The sequence below is a fragment of the Halobacillus mangrovi genome (assembly GCF_002097535.1).
Lineage (GTDB): Bacteria > Bacillota > Bacilli > Bacillales > Halobacillaceae > Halobacillus > Halobacillus mangrovi_A.
The window spans coordinates 1,111,474-1,136,061 of sequence record NZ_CP020772.1; the positions used below are offsets into that span (position 1 = coordinate 1,111,474).

The following is a 24,588-nucleotide window of genomic DNA, read 5'->3' on the forward strand; positions in this document are numbered from 1 at the left end:
ATGAATGTATTGATGCTGACAGACAAATTGACGATGGGTGGAGCTGAGAATTATTTCATCAAGCTCGAAAACAAAATGGTGAAAGGTACAGGATTTCATCTCTATACCGCTTCCGGTGGAGGAGAACTTACGAATTACATTGCCAACAAGAAAAATTATACGGCATTGTCCAGGAAAAACCACCTCTTAAATTTGTGGAAGCTTACTCGGTTTATCCATAAGTGGGACATCGATGTCATTCATGCGAACAGTCTACGGATGGTCATGTATGCAAATTGTTTAAGAAAGCTTGTTTGGAAACGAAAGATAAAGGTCGTTTACACGAAGCACAATATCACGGCTCTTGAAAAATTTCCGAGAGTATTTTCCTTTTTGATGAATCAGGCTGTTATCGGGATTATTACGGTAAGTGAATACGAGAAAAGAGTCTTAATGAACTATGGAGTTAAACAAGAGATGATCACCACTGTATACAACGGGGTTGACCTCGAGAAGTTTCCTTTTACTGAAAAGTCTCAGTCTGACGTGTTTAAGGTTGGTATTCTGGCACGGTTGTCTTCAGAAAAGAATCATCGGTTGTTTGTAGATATTGCAGCCTCTATGAAATTAGAAAAAGATGTGCAGTTTTACATTGCTGGAGACGGACCTGAACGAGGGCCTATAGTTGAAAAAATAAAGAAATCAGGGCTTGAGGAACGAGTACAATTACTTGGTGAAATCCAAGAACCCCAGAAGTTTCTCCAATCGATGGATGTACTTCTGCTTACCTCTGAGAGAGAAGTATTTCCGATGGTCATTTTGGAGGCTATGGCCACTGGAACGCCTGTAGTATCCATTAATAAAGGAGGCATACCGGAAGCAATCGTGGATGGGGAGACGGGGATGTTGGTCGAGGACCATTGCGCAGAAGCTTTTCGTGAAAAAATCTTAGCTTTGAAATCTGATGAGGTATTAAGGCATAGGATTATCCATGCTGCACGGGAGAAAGTGGTAAGGGAATTTACTTCAGAAGAGATGGTTGAGCAAACTTACAAACAATACAAAATTCCATATTCCAATTTTAAACAACAGTTGAACGTAAAAGGCAAAAGTATCTAAATTCCCCTAAAACTTAAAAGACGAAGCATCTGTAATTGGATGCTTCGTCTTTTGTATATTAGGAAACTTTGGTTTTTGTTTCATCAATTCTAACAGGAGTCCTTGGCATATTGATTTTCCCTGCAACAAAGGAACCGTAAGGAATTAAATTCAGCAGATAAACCGCGATCATCGGCACACCGACTCCTAAGATAAATAACAGAGCAATGTGGACATCAAGGGTCATCGTAAACGGTAGTTGTTCGAACCACCGAATCGCATTGTATTGCACCAAAGGGTGTAGCAGGTAAATACCATAGGAGCAGCTGCTTACCCACAAAACAAATAGTGGAGTTTTCTTCATTCTTATCGCAATCAAATAGAGTAGACAGAAAACGAAGAAGGTATAAACCACTATATCGAAACGCTTGGACGAAACGACTGAATAGAAATTCGAGTACCTAATATAAAGCGGAATCAGGCCGGTAATAATGACGGCGGGAATCGCATAGTACCTATACTTTCTCAGTAAGTCCAAGAACACATTAATATGCTTACCGGCATAGTAGGCAATGGTGAAGTAGAAGATCCAGCCTAAGAACGGAAGCTTGTAATGATCCCATAGGAACGCAAGCGCTGGGAAGCTGCTGCTTCCTTTTAAGTTAAAGAAACCTAAATAGAGTACGTTGATGACTAAAGATAACCCGATCATCACGAGCGGAGGATATCGGTCAAAGTATTTTTTCAATAAAAAATGCAAGGCATAAAACTGGAAGATGATTAGCACAAAGTAGCCATGCCATACACCTAGGACAGTTTTATCAAAGAATAGGTCTACAAATCCTGACCATGTAATCCCTGATCCTGCCCATAACCCGTACAAGGTATAAATCACAGACATGATTAGATAAGGAACGAAAATATAAAGGAATCGTTTTTTCCAGAAGGGTTTCGCTTTTGGCATCCGGTCTGGATAAGAATAGGAAAGCAAGAACTCAGAAATCATGACAAACACTGGTGTTGCGAACATGAGTGTCATTTTGAATTGATAGAACATGTCTGAAGTAAAGGCGGACAGTTCATAGTTTTGCTGAGATAGAGTAATAGAATGAATAAAGACGACGCATAGACAAGCTATGAAGCGAATAAAGAATATTTCATTAATGTAAGCTCTTTTCATTATAGGCTCCTTTATTTTACAATTTCCTCTATAGTTTATATGTTTTCGGTAAAAAAAGGAACCTTAGATTCATGGTTTTATCTATTATTTTTTATGTGGATTTCCATAGTTAATCTCTAATATTATGAATTTCGTTTCAAAATCATCTCATATGCCAAATTTCATTAGAAAAGATAGTAATTTCCCAGGAAATATTCTATTTCATCATTTTCTGACTTACATTATGTTCTGTTTGGCATATTGTGAGTCGATATGCTGGTAAATAAATCCACATAAAATAAGTCTGTATTTTCAGAAAAACTTTTGATATACTTTGTAGAAAGTGAATCTATTCGGCGAAGGCGCCACTTTCGTTAGGTTATCCTAGCGATCGTGGCGCCTTTTTTATTTTAACTACTACAAAGAAGGTGAATGTATTTGAAGCTATCATGTCAATTACGGAATGAGACGTACTATTTCAACTCCATTAAAGATGTATTGGCAAAAGCCAGCGAAGAAAAATCTGGTGATGTAATGGCAGGTATTGGTGCGAAATCTTCCTTAGAACGAATGGCAGCTAAGTACACGTTAAGTGAACTTCAGCTCAAAGACATTTTTGAGAATCCGGTGATATCCTATGAGTCTGATCAAGTAACAAAGGTGATTTATGATGATGTAAGTCATTTCGTTTATAAAGAAATATCTGGCTGGACAGTAGGTGAACTTCGTGAGTATATTCTGAGTCATTCAACTAATTCTAATGATTTAAAACGGCTAAGTCGAGGCTTAACGAGTGAAATGATTTCCGCTGTAGCTAAATTAATGTCGAGTATCGATCTGGTTTTAGCTTCCCAGAAGATGAAGCATCAAGCGCATTGTAATACGACGATCGGCGAGCCTGGCAGACTGGCCTTTCGCTGTCAGCCTAATCACCCGGTTGATAACCCTGATGGAATTTTAGCTTCTATTAAAGAAGGACTATCATATGGGTCTGGCGACGCAGTAATTGGCATCAATCCAAATAATGAAGCCGTTGATTCGGTGGCAAGGCTTCTGACAATGAGCCATGAATTCATGCAGAAATGGGCCATCCCAACTCAAAACTGTGTGCTGGCTCACGTAACCACTCAAATGCAAGCGCTTAAGAAAGGAGCACCAGTTGCTTTATTATTTCAAAGCTTGGCAGGTTCTCAGTTGGCTAACGACGATTTCGGTGTCAATCAAGAGCTTCTCGATGAAGGCTACGAATTGATGAAATCTGAAGGCACTTCTGCTGGTCCCAATTTCTTTTACTTTGAAACAGGACAAGGATCTGAGGTTTCATTGGACGGGCATTCAGGGGTAGATATGCAAACGCTGGAAGCGAGAACATATGGATACGCACGGAGATGGAAGCCGTTCATGGTAAACAATGTCTCAGGCTTTATAGGTCCAGAAACGTTATATGATGGAAAACAAATGATCCGTGCAGATTTAGAAGATTTGTTTATGGGTAAACTGCATAACTTGCCAATGGGAATTGCGCCTACGTATACCAATCATATGAGTGCGGATCAAAATGATCAGGAAATCGCTGGTATGTTAACAACAGTAGCAGGAGCGAACTTTTACATGGGGGTGCCTGGTGGAGACGATGTGATGCTCAGTTACCAGGATACAAGTTTCCATGATGATGCCAGTTTACGAGAGATGCTAGGGTTAAGGCCCTTAACCGAGTTTGAGAAATGGCTGGAAAAGATGGGGATTATGGAAGAAGGACGCCTGACGAAATATGCAGGAGACTTATCTATATTTGATTGAGAAGGGGTGTGAGAGGTTGAACATTGAGCAGATTGTTAAAGACGTTCTTTCTGAAATGGAGGATAAGGGCAACAAAACAACAAGCAAACCGTATACACAAGAGTATAAGAATAAACACATCGTCTATCGGCAGGAAAAGAAGGTAGGAGTAGACGAGCCGAAAAATCGTGAGTACGTTGAACAGGTACAAAAAGAAACCCCTGCTAGAATTGGGATCGGCCGTTCGGGCACACGGATGAGAACGAAAAATTACTTAGACTTCAGAGTCGATCATGCAGCAGCTCAAGATGCCGTTTTTAAAGATGTTGGGGATGATGTTTTAACTCGTATGGATCTCCCTATCCTCCACTCTAAAGCAACTTCCATGGAGGAATACCTGATGAATTTAGATGTAGGCAGGAAGTTGAATGAGGAATCTCGTTCATGGCTGGCTGAAAAGGCGACGAAAGGAAAACAGGTGCAAATTGTTGTTTCAGATGGGCTGAGCTCTACTGGAATAGAAGAGACAATCCCTGACTTGCTGCCAACTTTAATCCAAGGGTTAGAAGCTAAAAATATTAGCATGGGCAATCCAATTTTTATCAGAAAAAGCAGAGTATGGATACAAGATGAAGTTGCCTCCCTTGTTGATTGTGATCTCGTCATCTCACTAATCGGAGAAAGACCAGGGCTCGCTACTTCAAAAAGTATAAGTGCCTATATCATTTATAAACCGAATAAAGAAAGCGTTGAAGCTGACCGGACCGTGTTTTCGAATATCCACGAAGGTGGTGTTCCACCAGTCGAAGCAGGTGCGTATTTGGCCGATATTATCGAAAAGATGCTTCAATCTAAAGCTAGTGGGGTTAAGTTTTCACAAATGCAATGATTATTCAGAATATTGACAAACATTTTCTTCAAGTCTATAATTCTAATAGTTTGGAAGAGGAATTTCAATTAGAACAGTTCACCACAGGAGAAAACTTAACTATGATAGACATTGAAGAAATTGAATCTTTATGTAAATCGAAGACGAGTTTAGAAACGAGTGATATCGAAAAGATTAAAGAAGTCAGTAATAGCATGCAGCTGATGGCAGATTTATCAAAGGCCAATGTCTTTATCGATTGCTTGTTAACGAATGAAAAACATGCGATTGTGGTGGCGGAAGCTGCCCCTACGACAGTGAAATCGATCTATCAAAACAGAGTTGTAGGTACCATTGCATATGAGACATTTGAGCCGGCCGTGCTTTACTGTTTGCAGTCTGGAAATGCAATGACTTCTAACCGTGCGATCACTCAAGAACGTAAAAAAGTGGAACAAAGCGTCGTGCCTATCTTCAACGATGAAGATGTGGTCATTGGTGCTTTAATCATGGAGAAGGACATCAGTGAACAGGTTGAAGATCGGGAAGAATTGGAAGCGCTGTCAAAGACGACAGAATCCTTAAGCGGTCTTTTGTTAGGCCATGCAGATCAACAGCCGCTAGTTCCTGAACTTATGGAAGAGGCTCTTTTTTTCGTCGGACTTGATGGGGAACTCTTATATTCTAATCCGGCGGCGATTAATCTCCTTCATGAGCTCAAGGGGACAAACTGTGATTACGGCGAGAATTTAGTCGAACATCTGCCCATTTTAACTGATATTGTGGAGAAAGAAGAGGAATTATTAGTTACCGAAATGGAAGCATTCGATAAAACGTTTAAAGTTAAAAAAATTCGTTTGCCCTTGAATGAAAAATATAATGGCATGTTTATTATTCTAAGAGATCTCACGGACCTAAGAGAAAAAGAAAAAGAATTAATTATTAAGTCAGTTGCCATCAAAGAAATTCATCACCGGGTTAAAAACAATTTACAAACGGTTGCCAGTCTCTTACGGTTGCAGATGCGAAGAGGGATTCCAGAGGAAAGCAAGGTTTATTTTCTGGAGAGTTTAAACCGGATATTAAGCATTGCTTCTGTCTATGAAGTGATCCTTTCCAATAGCAGCATTGATGAAGTGGATATTTATGAACTGACTGAAAGAATTGGGGATATGCTTGTTTACACCGGTTATTCAAGTAAAAAAGTCACGATTGATTACTCTGGTGACAGTTTGACGATTGAGTCAGGCCGTGCGGTTTCGATCGCTTTGATTATCAATGAGCTTATACAAAACTGCGTGAACCATGCCTTTGAAGGAAAAGCACGTGGGCATATTGATGTCATTTTCAATCAGGATTCAAGGATGATGGATGTGATCGTACGTGATAATGGTGTTGGCTTTAAAGGGAAGAATACATCTTCCTTAGGACTGGATATTGTGAAGCGAATGGCAGAGCATGATTTATCAGGAGAGTTTGAGATCGCAGGAATGGAAAAAGGAACGGAAGCCAGACTCAGATTTCCAAAGGAAAGTAGGGTTTAAATGAGTAAGAGAATTTTGCTGGTAGAAGACGAATCCATAGTAAGGATGGACATTGCGTTGCTTTTACAAGATGCAGGATTTAACATCGCGGGTGAAGCAGGAGACGGGGAAAAAGCCATAGAACTTGCCCATGAGCTGGAGCCTGACCTGATCATCATGGATATCAAAATGCCAAAGCTTGATGGTCTAAAAGCTAGTAAGATCATTTCTCAAAAGTACAATATACCCATTTTATTATTAACGGCTTATAGTCAGCAGGAGTTTATAGAAAAAGCCAAAGAAGCGAATATTGTAGGCTATATCGTAAAACCCATTTCAGAAGATCGTTTAATTCCAGCTGTAGAGATTGCCCTTCATCAAGGAATGGTTTCGGAAAGGTATCGTGTTCAAGTCAAAGAAGCAGATAATCGTTTGAAGAAGCGGAAAGTTGTAGAGCGCGCCAAAGGATTATTAATGGAACACTTTGGTTATTCTGACGAAGCGTCATACAAAAAGATGAGAGAAATCAGTATGAATAAGCAGATGCCGTTAGAGAAAGTAGCTTTGAAGATATTAAAGAAATATTCAGAACCGCCGTTAACCACTTCCAAGTGAATACAAACTAGCAAAGATGCTAGAAGAGCAGTGAGGGGCCCTTACTGTTTTTCTAGCATCTTTTTTTTATAAAAATTTTAAAAAGGTAGGGATGTTGGATGGTTTTAATCGGTAATATTGTCATTTATATTATTATGACCTGTGCAGTTATTGGAGCGATTGCTTCCATTAAGAATAGTGAGGATGGAATTGGCGGTCAGTTTATGGAAGGGGTCCACGCTATTGGACACATCTTTGTTCCTGCAGCTGGAATTATGGCTTCCATTCCGTTCTTATCCTGGGCGATAGATAAGGTTGTTGGTCCGCTATTTGAAAAAATTGGAGCGGATCCAGCGATTGCAGCTACGACAATCTTAGCATCGGATATGGGTGGATATCAGTTAGCCCAAGCGCTTCAAGAGTCTTATGAAGGATGGATTATGGCTTTGATTGTCGGTTTCATGGCCGGGGCAACGATTGTATTCTCTATCCCTATGGGTCTTGCGATGTTAGATAAACGTGACCATAAGTTCATGGCCTTAGGGATTATGTCTGGCTTACTGACCATCCCGATTGGAGTATTCATTTCAAGTGTCATCATCACGTTGACGAACTCTAAAGTGAGAGAAGTTGTTTCTACTAATACGGAGTCTACCTATGAATTTACACTCAGTTACTTAAAAATATTCATGAACCTTACGCCGCTTCTAATTTTTGTAATTATTCTAGCCGCTGGGTTGTATTTCTTGCCCGATATTATGATTAAAGGGTTTATGTGGTTTGGACGAATCTTAGATGCAGCGATCAAATTAGTATTGGTCTTCTCCATTGTTGAAATCTTTACAGGTCTATTTACGAATGTATTTGGTGTTTGGGGCTTCGATCCAATTATGGCCGATTCTGAAGATCAGTTCAGGGCGCTTGAAACTGCGGGGTATATCGGAATCATGCTTGCGGGTGCCTTCCCAATGGTTTATTTACTAAGAAAATATGCTTCAAGACCACTAGAAGCTATGGGTAAGAAACTGGGATTAAGCTCTGTAGGGAGTGCTGGTTTAGTCGCTACCATTGCGAATATCCTAGCTATGTTCAAACTTGTTCGTCATATGCCTCCGAAGGATAAAGTCATCAACATTGCTTTTGCCGTGTGTGCAGCTTTCTTGTTAGGAGATCACCTATCCTTTACAGCTAACTTTCAGCCTACCTTGATTCTTCCTATCATTGCTGGAAAGCTGTCAGCAGGTGTAATTGCGATTGGACTGGCTTACTGGCTGTCTGTACCGAAGGCAAGAGAGCTGGAGCGTATAGACCGGGAGACCGGGGTTATCGCAAAAGACGAATATGTTGAAGAGGAAGCTTTTGAAGGTGATGTCGTTGCTGCTGAGGAATCAAAAAAGGAAGCAAAATAATCAAGGAGAAATCAGGAGGATTACCCAATGAACGAAGAGAAGAAACGCTTTATACAAGAATTTGTTCCTGGTAAACAAATTACTCTCAGTCACCTTATCGCTAATCCTGATGTTGATATGTTCGAAAAGCTAGGCATCGAGGAGTCAGGGGCATTAGGTATACTTACGTTGACCCCTAGTGAAACGGTCATTATAGCTGGGGATTATGCAACAAAAGCGGCCCATGTAAAGATTGGGTTTTTGGATCGATTTACAGGGAGCCTTGTGTTGATAGGAAGTGTTTCGGAGGTCGATCAATCGATGAGGGAAGTCAATCGTTTTCTTTCCGAAACTCTTGGATACACTCCTTCAGAAATCACGAAATCATAAGGGGGGGGGGCGTATCATTGTCCAAACGAAATCGTGCTATGATGATTGGATCGATCGGAGCAGGAAAGTCTACGTTGACTCACGCCTTGCTTGGACACGAAGCAAAAGCTATGAAAACTCAATCGTTGAACTATGAGGATTGGATTGTGGACACACCTGGAGAGTACACAGAAAATCCTATGTATTATAAAAATATTATGGCGACCTCTCTAGAGGTTACTCACGTTTTATTTATTCAGGATGCTACAAAGAAGAAGATGATTTTTCCGCCTGGTTTCAGTACAGGGTTGAATAAACTCCCCATCGGCGTTGTCACGAAAGCAGATGATGATCAAGCAGACCTTTCGAGAGCGGTCAAGCAGCTGCGAAAAGTTATACCTAAAGGGCCGATTGTCATCACTTCTGCCGTGGATCGAAAAGGGCTGGACTCCATCAAAGAACTCGTCACATGCAATAGTCTTCAAGAAATGAGAGACTATGTCGAAGAAGAGGGAAATGAAGAGGTCATTTTTAATGAAACCCTTTACAAATAGTCATGAATGACTTAATATTCTGATTAAGAACACTTTAAAAATGAATGGTAAATGGCAAAGGCGCCTTATACAGCTATCCCCGTGGATAGTTTGTGTAAGGTGCCTTTTTTTTGTACATGTGGAGGTGCGCTTCGTGAGTGGTAGAAGTACTGAAGTCATCATAAGTGCAGGAATTGATATAGGAACAAGTACAACAAAACTGGTGATCAGTAGATTATCACTGAGAAATACGGCTGGTATGACTCATATGCCGCGTATTGAAATCACTGATAAAGAAGTCGTCTATGAGAGCCCTATATTCCGGACTCCATTAGTTGAAGGTAAAGAAATCGACATGGAAAAAATCGATGAAATTGTTCGAGACCAATATGAGGAAGCTGGAATAAAAGCGGATGAGATCCAAACAGGCGCAGTGATTATAACCGGTGAGACCGCAACCAAGTCAAACGCCAAAGACATGATCAATCATCTCTCTGATCATGCAGGAAAGTTTTTAGTAGCGACTGCTGGACCCGATTTAGAAAGCATTATTGCCGCAAAAGGTTCCGGAGCTTATGAGCTATCGAAGCAGACAAACAAAACCATTGCAAACATCGATATTGGTGGTGGGACTGCGAACGTCGCGGTTTACCATTACGGAAAGCTGCTTGGTACCTGCACGCTTCATGTAGGTGGAAAATTAATAGAATTTAATCAAAACGAAATCAAATATATCGCAGACCCAATCAAAAAAGTCACCAGGGATCTAGGTTTGACAGTTCAAGAGGGAGAGCCCGTTGATCCTGAGAAACTATCAAGTGTAACGGATTATATGGCGGAAGTCGTTTCCAAGATGCTGAATGGAAAGTTGGAAGGTGACGAGCCTCTTCTCTTAGGGCATAAGCCCAAATGGAACAGACCGGTAGACAAGATCATGTTCTCCGGAGGAGTATCGGAATGCATATACTTCCCTGATAGCTGTGCTTCAAACCATCTCTATGACGACATTGGTGTATTACTAGCCAAATCTCTAAGGGATAACCAACAGCTGAGTGAAAAAGAGTGGATCAAACCGAACGAAACAGTGAGAGCTACGGTCCTCGGGGCCGGAACCCAAACGACAGAAATCAGTGGAGCGACCATTCAGGTCGACAATCAAACGCTTCCTCTTCGAAATATGCCCGTGCACATTATCAACTTTGATGAGGAGTTTGACAGAGCCTTACAACAATTAAAAAACAATATTAAAGCTGGCGTAGAGGTCTTTGATCCAAATAGAGAAGGAATCAAGATAGCGGTCTATCTCTCTGATCTTCCACTTTTAGGATTCAAGGATATCCAGCGGTTAGCAGAAGCGTTGACAAACGCCTTTAACGACGATTTAAGTAATCAGCCTATCGTTATTGTTTTGGAAAGAGACTTGGCCAAATCACTGGGGCAAGCGCTTCAGGTGGTTAACAAGAACCGAGAGATTGTCTGTATCGACCAGATCAAAGTTGAAAACGGTGATTACTTGGATATAGGTTCTACTCTGGATTCGGGAGTCGTGCCTGTGGTTATCAAAACACTGACATTCCATTAATAGAAAGGAGGACGCTTCCATGAATTTATCTACAACACATTTAGATCACACGTATCAATTTTCCTCTCTCACGTCCCTTTTTGCAAAAGCCAATGAAGAAAAATCAGGCGACCGGCTAGCAGGGATTGCGGCAGAAAGCGTTCAGGAAAGAATTGCAGCCAAAACCGTTCTTAGCGAATTGTTACTGAAAGATATTAGAGAGAACCCTATGCTTGCTCCAGAAGATGATGAGGTCTCTCGTATCATTGATGGACAAATCAATGAGCCTGTTTATAAACAAATAAAAAACTGGAGTGTAGCGGAGCTTCGAGAATACATTCTTTCCAGCGATACCTCAGGAGAAGACATGAAAAGGCTCAGCAGGGGATTAAATAGTGAAATGATTGCGGCTGTAACAAAAATCATGTCCAACTTAGATTTAGTTTTTGCGGCGAACAAATTGGAAGTCGTAACTAAATGCAATATTTCTATCGGACAGAAAGGTACCCTGGCTTCAAGACTGCAGCCAAACCACCCGACTGACCGGGTAGATGGGATGATGGCTTCATTAAAAGAAGGGCTCTCATATGGAATAGGAGATGCGGTAATCGGAATCAATCCAGTTGAAGAGTCAGTTGAAAGTGTGAAGCGGCTTTTACACGCAACAAAGGATTTTATGGAAGAATGGAAAGTTCCCGCACAAAATTGCGTACTGGCCCACGTTACAGCTCAAATGAAAGCCATTGAGCAAGGAGCTCCGGCTGATATGATTTTCCAAAGTATTGCCGGAACAGAAACAGCAAACCGATCCTTCGGGATTGATGCTGCCATTCTCGAAGAAGCAAACGAACTGGCAAAAGTGAAAGGGACAGGTACAGGTCCGCAGCGTCTATATTTTGAAACGGGTCAAGGATCCGAATTATCTGCAGAAGCCCATCACGGCATAGATCAAATGACGCTTGAGGCTAGAAATTACGGGTTTGCCAAATACTATGACCCTTTCATTGTCAATACAGTAGTCGGGTTTATTGGTCCGGAGTACCTTTACAACAACAAACAAGTGATCCGAGCAGGCCTTGAGGATCATTTTATGGGTAAGATGCATCTGATCCCGATGGGGGTAGACATCTGCTATACAAACCACATGAAAACCGACCAAAATGATATTGAAGATTTAGGAGTCTTGCTATCTACTGCTGGTGTCAACTTTATCATTGCTACCCCAATGGGGGATGACTGCATGTTGAATTATCAATCCATGAGCTATCATGATGTAGCGACTCTAAGAGAAACGTTTGGAAAGAAGCCTTCTCCTGAATTTGAAAGCTGGCTTGAGAACATGGGAATTATGGAAAATGGGAAGCTGACTTCCCGTGCTGGAGATCCAACGATATTCACTCGATAGGAGGTGATGCGAATGGATAAAGAAACGATTGAAAAAGTAACTCGTCTGGTCATGGAAAAAATGAATCATCAAAAAAAAGATCACCCGCCCACAACTTCTGGCGTGAAGGTCTGGAATCACACGTCTTCCGATAATGATTTCAAAACGATTGAATCAACGACAGACGCAGAGAATCCTGTAGAAGGAAAAGCTATTTTGTCAAAGTTTCCACGTCAACAAGAGTCTAAACCTACTCGTTCAGAGACAAAATCTGAATCTTCCACTCAGAAAGGTGATAGCGAGGATCTACAAGAGTTGAAGAGTAAGACGCCTGCAAGAATAGGAGTTGGGCGAGCGGGGGTCAGACCGAAGACGAACACATGGCTTCGTTTTCGTTACGATCATGCAGCTGCAGTTGATGCTGTTTATGGGAATGTCGACCGCAGTTTGTTAAAGGACTTGGATTTGTTTGTTGTGAATACAAAGGTCAGTGACCAAGAAACGTACATTCGCAGGCCTGACTATGGCAGGAAGCTCTCCGATGAAGCGAAAGAAAAAATACAGGAAGCCTGCAAGAAAAATCCTCAAGTGCAAATCATCGTTTCTGATGGACTCAGTTCCAAAGCGATTGATGAAAATCTGGAGGATGTGTACTTATCGCTCCAGCAATCTCTGAAAAGTCTCGGCCTTGATGTCGGCACTTCCTTCTTTATAGAAAAAGGTCGTGTGGCTGCTATGGATGATGTCGGAGAAGAGTTAAAGCCTGAGGTGATTGTGTACTTGATCGGCGAACGTCCAGGGCTTATCAGTGCGGAATCGATGAGCGCTTATCTTTGTTACAAGCCGAGAAAGGGGACGATCGAATCTCAGCGACAAGTCGTTTCCAATATTCACCGTGGTGGCATTCCACCAGTGGAGGCGGGAGCCTACTTAGGCGGCGTCATAGAAAAAATACTAGATTACGAGGCAAGCGGCGTCGAGCTTGTGAAAAAGGAAGGGTAGGAAATAGAAATGAAATTAGAGCCTATATATGCCGAGATTCTTTCTGTCCGTATCATTCCAAACGTAGATCCTATGCTAGCTAAGCAGTTTAATTTGAGTCCATCTCAAAGAAGTCTTGGCCTTTTTACAATAACGATGGATGATGTCGGCGTCACAGCGCTTGATGAAGCTACAAAGAAAGCAGACGTGGAAGTGGCTTATGCTCACTCGTTTTATGCCGGCGCTGACCATTCTTCTGGTCCGTTATCCGGTGAATTCATGGGTGTTGTTGCAGGGCCGGATCCTGATGAAGTGAAGAGTGCCATGGAAGTCATTCACCAGGTTGTCGATGGCCAAGCTTATTTTGAAGCATTGGATGATGAACAATCACATAGCTTATATGCTCACGTCGTTTCAAGGACTGGATCCTTTTTATCCAAAGAAGCAGGGGTAGAACAAGGAGGAGCGATTGCTTATCTGATTGCTCCACCGCTTGAAGCTACCTACGGCTTGGATGCGGCACTAAAAGCTTCAGATGTTGAACTAGCCTGCTTTTATGGTCCCCCAACGGAAACAAACTTTGGAGGAGGGCTGCTCACTGGTTCTCAATCCTCCTGTATGGCGGCGGCGGATGCGTTTCGGCAAGCCGTGATTGATGTAGCCAGTCATCCAGTTCGGAGCTAAAGAGAAGGGAGTGTTATTTTAGTGGAATTTGATCACGATTTACAATCGATGCAAGAAATGAGAACAGCTGTAAAGAAAGCGAAAGCTGCACAAAAGGATTATGAAGCTTTTTCTCAGGAAGAAGTTGATCGCGTAGTCGCCGCTGTAGCTGAAGCTGCTTACGACAAATCGAAATATTTAGCAGAATTGGCTGTAGAAGAAACGTCTATGGGTGTAGTCGAACATAAAACAATAAAAAATCAAGTTGGTTCAAAAGATGTGTATGAATCCATCAAAAATGACAAAACCGTGGGGGCGATCCATGAAGATTCAGCCAATAAAATTACGGAATTTGCCTATCCCTTTGGGGTTGTAGCAGGAATTATCCCAACTACGAATCCAACGTCTACGGCAATCTTTAAAACATTGATTTCTTTGAAAACGAGGAACGGGATTGTCGTAAGTCCTCACCCATCTGCTGTGAAGTGTACAGTTGAAGCACTAAAGATCTGTCACGACGCAGCGGTTCGAGCGGGTGCTCCAGAAGGGATTGTCGGATGGATCTCGAAGCCATCGATGCCAGCGACCACAGAGTTAATTAAACACAGGGATGTGCATGTTATTTTAGCCACCGGAGGAGGAGGACTTGTCCGAGCGGCTTATAGTTCAGGAAAACCTGCCTATGGGGTTGGACCTGGAAATGTTCCTGTCTACTTAGAGAAATCCTGTAATGTGAAAAAGGCTGTCAAGATGGTCGTGGACAGTAAAACATTTGATAACGGAACTATTTGTGCTACTGAACAAGCGATCGTCATCGATCAAAATATTAAGGAGATGGCTGTTCGCGAACTAAAAAATAATGGGGCCTATTTCCTTGAAGGTGCTGAAAAAGAAAAAGTAGCCAAACTCATTTCTCCGGCTCCAGGGAAACTAAACCCGAATATCGTCGGACGCCCGGCAAGGAAAATAGCGGAAATGGCTGGGGTGGATGTCCCACCAGATACAAGGCTTTTAATTGCAGAAGAGAATCAAGTAGGAAAAGATGTTCCTTTCTCTCTTGAAAAACTATCACCGATCTTCGCTTTATATACGGTTGACAATGTAGACCAAGCGAAAGAGCAGTGTATAGAGCTTTTGAATTTAGGCGGCCGTGGACACAGCTTATCGATTCACACGAATGATGACCAAATTGCAAGGATGTTCGGTGAGGAGATGCCGGTCTCAAGATTGATGGTTAATACGCTTTCAAGTATTGGGGCAGTTGGTGCAACGACAAATTTAAAACCATCGCTGACTCTCGGCTGCGGGTCATACGGAGGTAACATCACCTCTGATAATATTACGACCCGTCACCTGATTAATATTAAAAGACTAGCTTATGGAGTGAAGGAAGTGGAGATTCCTAAACCGTCCGCTTCCACCCAAAACGTGAAAGAGAACCACAAGGAAGAAAATGATGTCGAAAAAGTAATTTCAGAAGTATTGAAAAAAGTAGATACGGATGAAGTTGATGCTCAAACGGTATCTGCAATCGTAAGTAAAGTACTACAAAAATATCAATAAAAATCTTAGGAGGAATATATTATGGCACTTAATGGCGCACTAGGAATGATCGAAACAAAAGGTTTAGTAGCATCTGTAGAGGCAGCAGACGCAATGGTGAAGGCAGCAAATGTTAACTTAGTCGGAAAAATTCATGTAGGTGGAGGGATTGTAACGATCTTAGTCAGTGGTGATGTAGGGGCGGTAAAAGCTGCTACAGAATCCGGAAGTGCAGCCGCTCAAAGAGTCGGAGAGCTTCTATCCGTACACGTTATCCCTCGTCCACACAATGAACTTGAAAGCATTTTACCTAAAATCGACGCAGCCCAATAACAACATCGTTTACTCCAAAAGAGTAAGGGAGGAAAGTGAGGGAACAAAATGGGTCGAGATCATTTAGAATCGATTGTAGAAGAAGTTATGAAGCAAATGGCAGAGGAAAACACGTCTAGCGAGGTCCCAATCGGGGTCTCCGCTAGACATTGTCATTTAGATAAAGAGAGTCTAGAAGTTCTATTTGGAAGCGGATATGAATTGAGTGAAAAGGCTCCGTTATCTCAGCCTGGACAGTTTGCAGCCAATGAAACGGTTACCATAGCCGGGCCGAGAGGAAGCATCACAAAGGTTAGGATATTAGGACCGCTCAGGTCAGCCGCTCAAGTGGAAGTGAGTCAAACGGATGCTTTTAAAATAGGATTGAAACCTCCGATTAGACAATCCGGTGATATAGAGAAATCCAGCCCGGTAACCATTATTGGACCAAAGGGAAGCATTTATTTAGAACAAGGTTTAATTATCGCTCAAGCTCATATTCATATGAGCCCTCAGGATGCTGACAATTTTAAGGTAAAAGATGGGGATGTCGTCGAAGTCAGAGTGAAAAACCCGCAGCGCGAAGTCAGTTTTTCAAAGACGATCATTCGTGTCTCAAAAAAATACCAGTTAGAAATGCATATTGATACAGACGAAGCGAATGCTGGATCCATTCAGACTGGACAAAAAGGGACGCTAAAAAAGGTGGAGCCCTCTTATGTATGATAAACAGCTCATTGAAGAAATCGTAGCTGAGATATTAAAGGAGAAAAAGGTTCTCCGAGAGAAGAACAAACCCGTTCTTCATGTGATTCATGCGGATGGCCACAAAGACGAGCTTATCGAAAAGTTGGAATCGAGCTGGGCTCTGGAGTGGGTAGATCCGACTTCAATCGATGGATCTGAGAGCATTTCTCAAGCGATTTTTCCTCATGTAGATCAAGATTTGTTCGTAAAAAGTGCTCTAGGAATAACGGATACTCCGAAGAGCGATAGTTTTGCAAAATTGGTGCGTAATGGTGCAGCCATTCACTTTATGCTTGATCGTTCTATGGAATGGATTCACACTCAGCCAGAAAAGGTGCCTGCTCCGTATTTGAGCAAAATGCGAGCATATGAAAAAGAATTACGATCTTATCATGTATCTATTTTGAAACCAGATGAAGTTCCTCCCCCTCCAAACAAAAAGTCCGATTCACCATTTTATTTTAATGGAAAGCTGTTAAATCAAGAAGAGATCAACAAGTGGCCGTACAGTGACATTCACATCTCACAGAAAACCATTATTACTCCTCTAGCGAGGGACACAGCAAGAGATGCCAATATCTCCATTACTATCGAGGAGTCTTAGGGGGTTGGAATCATGATTGTAGGCGAAGTGATTGGGAATATATGGGCAACAAGAAAAGAAGACGGTCTGGTCGGACTAAAGTTTTTAGTAGTAAAGCCAGATCGTTCGGAAAATACTCCTGAAGCACCTAGCTTCGTAGCGGTTGATCGTATTGGAGCAGGTGTAGGAGACAAGGTAATGGTGACAAAGGGAAGTGCAAGCTCTCATCTTCAAGAGGGTCCTGCTATTCCTATTGATGCCTTGATTATTGGAATTGTAGATTCAGTCGAAGTAGAAAGGAGTGGATCGAATGGCTAAAGCTTTAGGCATGATTGAAACAAGAGGACTGGTTGGTTCGATTGAAGCTGCAGACGCAATGGTAAAAGCAGCCAATGTGACGCTCGTCAAGCAGGAGAAAATTGATGCAGCCCTAGTCACGGTACTTGTGGAAGGTGATGTAAGTGCTGTCCAAGCTGCTGTTGATGCAGGAAAAGAAGCAGTCAACCGGGTAGGAGAACTCGTAGGTTATCACGTTATTCCTCACCCAGACGAAGGTACGGGAGTCATTTTACAAAAAGACGGAAAAGAAAGTGTAAACACGGATACGAAACCGAGTGAATCCAAGCCTAAACCCAAGGCAGCACCTACACGAAGAAAGAAAACTTCTTCATCCAATGCTGCAAAAGAAGAAAGTCAACAAGAAAGCGAAGCGAATTAACTAGGAGGAACGAGCATGTCATTCAAGCGAAACAAATTCGCTGTTGTTGGAGCTGGCTATACCGGCACAACAGCCGCTCTTATGATTGCGCAAAAAGAATTAGGTGACGTGGTCCTTGTGGACATCCCTTCGATGAAGAATCCGACAAAAGGGAAAGCGTTGGATATGTTAGAGGCAAGTCCTGTGCAGAAATTTGATTCAAACATCACCGGGACCTCCGATTATAAGGATATTCAAGATGCAGATATGGTCATCATCACAGCAGGAATTCCAAGAAAACCCGGGATGAGCCGTGATGAATTAGTAGAGACAAATGCGAAAATCATGAAGGACGTCTCTGAAAATGTGAAAAAGTATGCGCCAGATAGTTATATTCTAGTATTGAGTAACCCGGTAGATGCCATGACTTACGTGTGCTATAAAACCACTGGTTTTCCAAAGAACCGAGTCATCGGCCAATCCGGTGTCCTGGACACGTCTCGTTTTAATACGTTTGTATCCCAGGAGTTAGGCGTTTCTGTTGAAGATGTATCTGGTTTCGTTCTAGGAGGACACGGGGACAGCATGGTTCCTCTTGTGCGGTACTCCTATGCGGGTGGAATTCCATTAGACAAACTATTATCAGAAGACCAGCTGAATGATATTGTTGAACGCACCCGTAAAGGCGGCGGAGAAATCGTCAATCTTCTAGGACAAGGAAGCGCTTACTATGCACCAGCCGCTTCCCTTGTTCAAATGGCAGAGGCGATTGTCAAAGATAAGAAGAGAATTCTTCCTTCCATTGCTTATTTGGAAGGGGAATACGGTTATGAAGATATTTATCTAGGTGTGCCGACGATCCTGGGTGGAAACGGGATCGAGAGTGTTATTGAGCTGCCTTTGAAGGATGAGGAAAAAGCGGCTTTAGACAAATCTGCGGCTGCTGTTAAGGATGTACTGAGTCCTCTTAAGGAGACTGTAGGAAAATAGATAATTTTAAGAAACAGATCATTTAATAACTAAATGGAAAAATTGCCCTTTGATCGTAGTGGTAGATCAAGGGCTTTTTTTATATTAATCTTTGTAACTCTTACATATTAACTCAAGATAGTTCAATCAAAGAGGCTATCATCCGAAAACCCTTTCATTTTTCTAAACATTCACATTATAATAGAGGGAATAATCGTTTCAACTGGTGAGGGATAGTGATGAAAAAAAATTTCTTTCTGCTAATAGGAATTTTGCTTCTTTTAGCCTCGTGCAGCGGGGAAGATGTCTCTATCGAATCTTCACAGCAAGAAAAAGTGGTAGTAGAGTTCTTTACACCTAAAGTGGAAACTGAATCTATTTTTAATGAATTGATTCAAGAGTTTGAAGATAATCATTCGAATATTGATATCAGGCAAGTCGTTGTCCCTGGAGGAATGACGGTCTTGAAAACTCGATTGGCAAGAGGAGATGCGCCTGATTTATTTATTACCTACCCTATTGAACAGGATTATTTAATCCGTGCAAGGAAGGGGTATTTAATGGATCTCACAGACGAGCCATTCCTAAAAAGAATTGAATCGAGTATCCAAAAACGCTATCTAGTTGATGGGCGAATGTATGGGGCAGCATTAACCCAAAATGCAGTAGGAGTATTATACAACAAGCAACATTTTGACGAATTGAATTTATCTGTACCTAAAACTTGGAGCGAGTGGCTGGCGGTTATGGATGAGTTAGATAAAGAAGGGTACACACCGTTATTAATGCCAAATAAGGATTTGGAGCAGACAAGTGTCTTCACATTAAATCTTGTGGCGAATCAGTTTTCTAAAAATTACTGGAATCAAGAGAATTATTCCATTGTGAATGACCGAAACTGGATAAAAATTTCCGAGAAGATTTTGTCCGTACTTTCTTATACCCAGGAGAATTCTTTTGAAGATGATTATTACGAAACGAATAAACTATTTGCCACTGGTAAAGGTACGATGTTTGTCATGGGGACATGGGCGCTACCTCTTATCGAATCGGTAAATCCGCAGTTGGATTATGGAATTTTTCCTTTTCCGGCAGATGATTCAAAGAATCATAACGTATTGGGTGGAGTAGATATTGGGATCGCCATTTCAGCGGATACAGAATACCCGGAAGAAGCAAAGGCTTTTTTGTCTTTTTTGACAAAAAAACAACAAGCAGAACAGTTGTCTAGTTACGAAGGTTCCATTAGTGCTATAGAAGGGGTAGAGGTGGAGCGCGAAGAGGTTCAAGCTCTTCATCATAAGATTCTCTCTGATGAAACGGTCAATTGGCCAAACCATTACTGGGATGGGGGAACAGAAGCAGAAGAAAACTACCGCAAATATACGTTGCAATTTTTAATCAATAAAGATATCGAGGCCTATTTGACTAACCTTGAATCTATGTTTCAACAATATTAATTCGAAGACGGTGAATTCACATGAGTTTCCGTAGAAAAATGCTGTTTGCATTTTTGGGATTTGTCTTGGCTCCTCTCGCTATATTGGGTGGACTCTCTTATCAAATTTCTTCCACCACTTTAAAAAATAATATTAGTGAGCAGACAGTCCAAACGTTAAAGGCAGTGGACAGGAACTTGATGAAAGCTGTATCCGAAGTGAATACGTTCTCGGACTTCGTGCTCTCTTCAGGTGAGATACAGTCTTTCTTAAAAACAAATGATACAGATTCTGTCATCGAATTTTATAATAATCAACAATCGATCGCAGGGTTAATGTATGGGAATGCTCAAGTCGATGATTTCATGGTTTATAGTAAAGATGGAGAGTTATTACATTTAAAGAATTCAACTGTGCCTCCCTTCGGGGAATTTGTTCTGTCTCCCTTTTACTTAGAAATGATTGAGCAAAAAGGTCGTCCTGTTTGGCTTACACCTTCTAGCAATCAAGAGTGGTCCAGTAATGAAGAGTCTCTTCTTACGCAAGGGAGGGTTATTAAAGATATCCAAACCCTTGAAGATATAGGCTACTTAGTCATGAATATAAAAATTCGTTTATTTGATGAGTTATTCTCCAATATTGATATGAATCCGTCAGAAGAGTTAATTATTAATAGAAGAGGAGATATTCTTTACTCGCTTAATCACGAGATGATCGGTGAGGACTTACAGATGGATGAGCTGTCCTCGCTTAAATTAGGATCAACGGGCTATTTTTTGACTAATTGGGAGGATAAAAAAAGTTTGGTCACATATATTCCTTCTCAATTTTCTACCATGCAAAATGATGAACTAATCCTTGTTTCTATACAGCCATGGGATGTATTAGCTAGTGAAATTATCATGATTCGTAATACGACCATTATTTTGTTCATCGTCGCTATTGTGATGGCTCTCCTTTTTAATATGCTTTATTTACGACGGGTCTCTCAATTTATTCAAGAATCCTTAGCTAGCATGAAAAAAGTAGAAGAAGGGGCTCTTCATGTTCGTATGAGAGAATTTAAACTGAAAGAGCTAAAGAATATTTCCAGTGGATTTAATAACATGCTCACGAGAATTCGTGATCTTATTCAAGATGTGAAACTAGAACAAGAATATAAAAGAGAGGCACAGTTTCAAGTATTACAAGAACAAATCAACCCCCATTTTCTTTATAACACCCTGGAGTCAATTAATGCACTTGCTGCCATGAATGGGCAAAAGGAAATCAGCAAAATGACGATTAACTTAGGAAAGTTATTACGAATAAGTATCAACGGTGATTATGAAGTCATGGTAAAAGACGAAATTCGGCACGTGGTCAGTTACTTAGAAATTCAAAAGATCCGTTATGATCATGCTTTTCATTTTCTTGTAGAAGTTGATGAGGCTTTGGAAAAAGAATATGTACTTAAACTTATTCTGCAACCTTTGGTTGAAAACAGCATTAAGCATGCTTTTGATTCAAAAGAAGCTGGTATTATCTCTATACAGGGTTATTGTGAAGGAAGCAAAGGTTTTATTTTTGTCCAAGATAATGGTACAGGACTACCACAAGAAGCGCTCGAAAGCCTGAATGATGATAAGAATGAACGGCATAAAAATCTTGGTCATGGAATGATTAATGTGCATAAACGACTGCGACTTTATTATGGAATGGCTTATGGAATGATCGTTTGTTCGGATCAAAAGGAAGGCACGAAAATTAAGATTACATTTCCAATAAAGGGTGAGAACAATGGCATATAATGTGGTCATCGCTGATGATGAACCTTTGATTCTAAAAAATCTTAAAGGAATCATTGATTGGGAATCCTTAGATTGCAAGGTTATCGCAACGGCGAGAAATGGGGTTGAAGTGTTAGAAGTTTTACAACAAGAGCCTGTAGATCTTTTACTCACGGATATTTCCATGCCTGAAATGACAGGAGTGGAAGTTCTGAAAGAAATGTATTCCTGGTCTGCCCCACCCCTCGCTATATTGCTCAGTGGATATGATGAATTCTCCTATGCGCGTGAAGGATTAAAATATAATGCTCTTGATTACTTCCTGAAGCCTATTGATTATGAAGAATTGGAAGAGAGTATATTAAAAGCTCTCACACTTATTAAGGAAAGAAAAGAACAAGCCTATGACAGAAAAAAACAATCCATTTATGATCAAGTCATGTCAGGAGCCACAGTCCCTAATGAAGCCCCATTTCGCGTCTATGTCTCCATCTTTATTTGGAATACGAATGACCAGGTCATAAAGGATATAGAGTGTACAAGAATGCTTCTACAAAAACATGATAGTAAAAGTTATCTTTATCAATTGGATGAATCTCTTGCCATGATTGTACTGGAATATCCAGAACATAAGGAAGCGGAGGCAGAAGCCAGAGATTTAGCTAAAAAAGGAGCAGAGCTGACCGAGGATAGTGTATGGGCAATTGGAAGCGGGGTTCGTGGAATGAACTCCTGTAAGGCTTCAGCTGATGAGGCTAAGTTCTTGTTAAAATTTGCATCCTTTACAGATGAGAGAGTGATAACAAAGGCACATATTGACCAAGCTTATACGTCTAAAGCGAATGCAATTGATGCCGTAGAACAGGGGACTAAATATGTGAAGGATCATTTTTATGAGGATCTTAGTATTGAGCAAGTGGCTGATGAGGTGGGGATAAGCGTTAGTTACTTTAGTCAGCTTTTTAAACAAAAGCATGGGATGACTTTTATTGAATTTGTAAGAGTAGAAAGAATGGACCATGCTTGTACATTATTGAGAAATTCCGAATTGGAGACCTATCGTATTGCTGAAAAAGTCGGATATACAGATCAGCGGTACTTTAGTCAGGTGTTTAAGAAGGTTATTCAGATGACCCCCAGCCAATATCGTAAAACATACAAGTGAGTGAAAACAGCTGTTAGGAAAAAGACAGCTGTTTTTTTATTGTAGAAATTTAAACATCATTCAGAGAAATGCCGCATATAAAAAGCGCTTTCAATCTCTTATTCTAAATATATGAAAACGCTTTAATTATTTCAGGGAGGGGTTCATCAATGAAGAAGATAGTTGTTGGAGTTATGTTTTTATTGTTCATGGGGGTACTGATTGGATGCAGCTCAAATGAAGAGGCATCCGGCAAAGATGGTGGAGAAGTCAAACTTTCTTTATGGCATCCAGAAGGAAATACAAGCAAGGCTTACAAGAAAATTATCAAGGATTTTAACAAAGAATATGACGGTGAGATCGAAGCAGAAATTACATTTATTCCGAGGGGAAATAAATATGCTTACGAAGATAAAGTATCGGCAGGCGCAACAAGTAATACATTACCTGATTTGTTAGCTCTTGACGGACCAAACGTAGCCAACTATGCCGACTCAGGAATTATTCAGCCGATCGAAGGGTTAGTAGAGAATCAAGATGACTTTGTTGGTTCGATTATTAAACAGGGGACGTTTAATAACAAACTTTATACAGTAGGGCCAACGGAATCTACAGTTGCCTTATTTTATAACGTAGACATGTTAAAGGAAGCTGGAATTGAACCTCCGAAAGCGAAAGAAGAAGCTTGGACATGGGATGAGTTCTATAATGCAGCTAAAAAACTGACAGATAAAGAAAAAGGAATCTATGGAGTGAACTGGACGCTTGATTACGGGGAATGGATTATCTATTTTACAGGTCCTACGGTTTGGAGTAATGGAGGAAGCTTTATTTCAGAAGATGGATCAACCGTTAAAGGGCATGTAAATGGACCGAAGACGGTTGAGGCACTGGAGTACTTGAAGAAGTTCACAGATGAAGAACTGGTTAATTTACAGCCGACACCTACAGAGTTTGAAGATGGTAAAGCAGCGATGATGTTGATGGGTTCATGGGAGTGGTCGAAGCTTCAAGACTATCCAGAAACGGAGTGGGGCATTACCTACTATCCTAAGAGTCCAAATGGAGAACAAGTTTCACCTTCTGGGGATTGGAACTGGGGGATCTCTACAAGTACTCAGCATAAAGAAGAAGCTGCAACATTACTAAACTACATGATGAACAAAGAAAATGTCGTGAAAATTTCTGAAGTCGAGAATAAACCAGCCGCACGTATTTCATCCTTTGAATTGATGGAGGAGTGGAACGAGGAACCTCTAAATGTGTTGAAAGATCAAGTATTAAACACAGCTCATCCTCGTCCGACAACACCATCTTATCCGGTGTTGACTACGAAGTATGGTCAAGCCGTTCAAAATATTTTCCTTGGGGGAGATGTTCAGAAAGAACTTGATAAAGTGGCCGAGGAAGTCGAAAAGGATATTGAACGAAAAGGAAATTAATGATTGTGGATCAATTAGGAGCCTGGCGTTGGTTCACGCCGGGTCCTGAATGGTCTGCTAATCAA

At 41.1% G+C, this 24,588-nt stretch carries 24 protein-coding genes; 23 read left to right on the forward strand and 1 reads right to left on the reverse strand.

All coding sequences use genetic code 11. The annotated features are described in order from the left end of the window. Nucleotides 1-1,098 carry a glycosyltransferase family 4 protein gene (locus HM131_RS05405; RefSeq protein ID WP_085028706.1) on the forward strand — a complete coding sequence of 366 codons (1,098 nt, stop codon included), beginning with the start codon at nt 1-3 and terminating at the stop codon, nt 1,096-1,098. A 58-nt stretch (nt 1,099-1,156) separates the two neighbouring features. Here HM131_RS05405 and HM131_RS05410 read toward each other — a convergent pair whose 3' ends face one another. After that, nucleotides 1,157-2,257, reverse strand: a complete 1,101-nt coding sequence (locus tag HM131_RS05410; protein ID WP_085028708.1) for an acyltransferase family protein — start codon at nt 2,255-2,257, stop codon at nt 1,157-1,159. A gap of 417 nt (nt 2,258-2,674) precedes the next feature. Between HM131_RS05410 and HM131_RS05415 the strand changes: the two genes are divergently transcribed. From HM131_RS05415 to HM131_RS05520, 22 genes are all read left to right on the forward strand, one after another. Beyond that, nucleotides 2,675-4,036, forward strand: coding sequence for an ethanolamine ammonia-lyase subunit EutB (locus tag HM131_RS05415; protein ID WP_085028710.1), 1,362 nt, complete (start codon nt 2,675-2,677; stop codon nt 4,034-4,036). Nucleotides 4,037-4,052: 16 nt separating this feature from the next. Further along, nucleotides 4,053-4,904, forward strand: coding sequence for an ethanolamine ammonia-lyase subunit EutC (eutC, locus tag HM131_RS05420; RefSeq protein WP_085031818.1), 852 nt, complete (start codon nt 4,053-4,055; stop codon nt 4,902-4,904). A gap of 101 nt (nt 4,905-5,005) precedes the next feature. Continuing rightward, nucleotides 5,006-6,427 carry a sensor histidine kinase gene (locus HM131_RS05425; RefSeq protein WP_085031820.1) on the forward strand — a complete coding sequence of 474 codons (1,422 nt, stop codon included), beginning with the start codon at nt 5,006-5,008 and terminating at the stop codon, nt 6,425-6,427. Further along, nucleotides 6,428-7,021, forward strand: coding sequence for an ANTAR domain-containing response regulator (locus tag HM131_RS05430; RefSeq protein ID WP_085028712.1), 594 nt, complete (start codon nt 6,428-6,430; stop codon nt 7,019-7,021). A 98-nt stretch (nt 7,022-7,119) separates the two neighbouring features. Further along, entirely contained in the window at nt 7,120-8,409 is a 1,290-nt protein-coding gene (gene eutH / locus HM131_RS05435) for an ethanolamine utilization protein EutH (protein ID WP_085028714.1), read from the forward strand. A 27-nt stretch (nt 8,410-8,436) separates the two neighbouring features. After that, a complete protein-coding gene (eutS, locus tag HM131_RS05440) occupies nt 8,437-8,778 on the forward strand; it encodes an ethanolamine utilization microcompartment protein EutS (RefSeq protein ID WP_085028716.1) in 342 nt (113 codons plus the stop codon). 17 nt (nt 8,779-8,795) lie between these two features. Further along, entirely contained in the window at nt 8,796-9,311 is a 516-nt protein-coding gene (locus HM131_RS05445; RefSeq protein ID WP_085028718.1) for a EutP/PduV family microcompartment system protein, read from the forward strand. 133 nt (nt 9,312-9,444) lie between these two features. Continuing rightward, nucleotides 9,445-10,872, forward strand: a complete 1,428-nt coding sequence (locus tag HM131_RS05450; protein ID WP_232324879.1) for an ethanolamine ammonia-lyase reactivating factor EutA — start codon at nt 9,445-9,447, stop codon at nt 10,870-10,872. A gap of 19 nt (nt 10,873-10,891) precedes the next feature. Further along, a complete protein-coding gene (locus HM131_RS05455; protein WP_085028722.1) occupies nt 10,892-12,256 on the forward strand; it encodes an ethanolamine ammonia-lyase subunit EutB in 1,365 nt (454 codons plus the stop codon). 12 nt (nt 12,257-12,268) lie between these two features. Continuing rightward, complete coding sequence (gene eutC / locus HM131_RS05460; protein WP_085028724.1) at nt 12,269-13,237, forward strand: ethanolamine ammonia-lyase subunit EutC; 969 nt, start codon at nt 12,269-12,271, stop codon at nt 13,235-13,237. Between the two features lie 9 nt (nt 13,238-13,246). Beyond that, nucleotides 13,247-13,900 carry an ethanolamine utilization microcompartment protein EutL gene (eutL, locus tag HM131_RS05465; protein ID WP_085028726.1) on the forward strand — a complete coding sequence of 218 codons (654 nt, stop codon included), beginning with the start codon at nt 13,247-13,249 and terminating at the stop codon, nt 13,898-13,900. Between the two features lie 21 nt (nt 13,901-13,921). Further along, entirely contained in the window at nt 13,922-15,442 is a 1,521-nt protein-coding gene (locus HM131_RS05470; protein WP_085028728.1) for an acetaldehyde dehydrogenase (acetylating), read from the forward strand. Between the two features lie 21 nt (nt 15,443-15,463). Next, complete coding sequence (locus HM131_RS05475; RefSeq protein ID WP_085028730.1) at nt 15,464-15,754, forward strand: BMC domain-containing protein; 291 nt, start codon at nt 15,464-15,466, stop codon at nt 15,752-15,754. A 48-nt stretch (nt 15,755-15,802) separates the two neighbouring features. Beyond that, on the forward strand, nt 15,803-16,459 hold the full coding sequence (gene pduL / locus HM131_RS05480) for a phosphate propanoyltransferase (protein WP_085028732.1): 657 nt from the start codon (nt 15,803-15,805) through the stop codon (nt 16,457-16,459). After that, the gene (locus HM131_RS05485; RefSeq protein ID WP_085028734.1) at nt 16,452-17,084 is read left to right on the forward strand and encodes a hypothetical protein; all 633 of its coding nucleotides are present in this window, start codon (nt 16,452-16,454) and stop codon (nt 17,082-17,084) included. Before pduL ends, HM131_RS05485 begins: the two co-directional genes overlap by 8 nt. Nucleotides 17,085-17,096: 12 nt before the next feature. Then, nucleotides 17,097-17,381: a EutN/CcmL family microcompartment protein gene (locus tag HM131_RS05490; protein ID WP_085028736.1), complete on the forward strand. Its 285-nt coding sequence runs from the start codon at nt 17,097-17,099 to the stop codon at nt 17,379-17,381. After that, nucleotides 17,374-17,781, forward strand: coding sequence for a BMC domain-containing protein (locus HM131_RS05495; RefSeq protein ID WP_085028738.1), 408 nt, complete (start codon nt 17,374-17,376; stop codon nt 17,779-17,781). The genes HM131_RS05490 and HM131_RS05495 overlap by 8 nt, the downstream gene beginning before the upstream one ends. A 15-nt stretch (nt 17,782-17,796) precedes the next feature. Further along, nucleotides 17,797-18,750 (forward strand): malate dehydrogenase, encoded by a 954-nt coding sequence (gene mdh, locus HM131_RS05500; RefSeq protein WP_085028740.1) that lies wholly within the window; start codon nt 17,797-17,799, stop codon nt 18,748-18,750. Nucleotides 18,751-18,968: 218 nt separating this feature from the next. After that, nucleotides 18,969-20,189 carry an ABC transporter substrate-binding protein gene (locus tag HM131_RS05505; RefSeq protein WP_085028742.1) on the forward strand — a complete coding sequence of 407 codons (1,221 nt, stop codon included), beginning with the start codon at nt 18,969-18,971 and terminating at the stop codon, nt 20,187-20,189. A 20-nt stretch (nt 20,190-20,209) separates the two neighbouring features. Then, nucleotides 20,210-21,958 carry a cache domain-containing sensor histidine kinase gene (locus tag HM131_RS05510; protein WP_085028744.1) on the forward strand — a complete coding sequence of 583 codons (1,749 nt, stop codon included), beginning with the start codon at nt 20,210-20,212 and terminating at the stop codon, nt 21,956-21,958. Continuing rightward, on the forward strand, nt 21,948-23,102 hold the full coding sequence (locus HM131_RS05515) for a response regulator transcription factor (protein WP_085028746.1): 1,155 nt from the start codon (nt 21,948-21,950) through the stop codon (nt 23,100-23,102). Before HM131_RS05510 ends, HM131_RS05515 begins: the two co-directional genes overlap by 11 nt. Nucleotides 23,103-23,251: 149 nt before the next feature. Then, nucleotides 23,252-24,523: an ABC transporter substrate-binding protein gene (locus tag HM131_RS05520; protein WP_085028748.1), complete on the forward strand. Its 1,272-nt coding sequence runs from the start codon at nt 23,252-23,254 to the stop codon at nt 24,521-24,523. Nucleotides 24,524-24,588 lie beyond the last annotated feature (65 nt).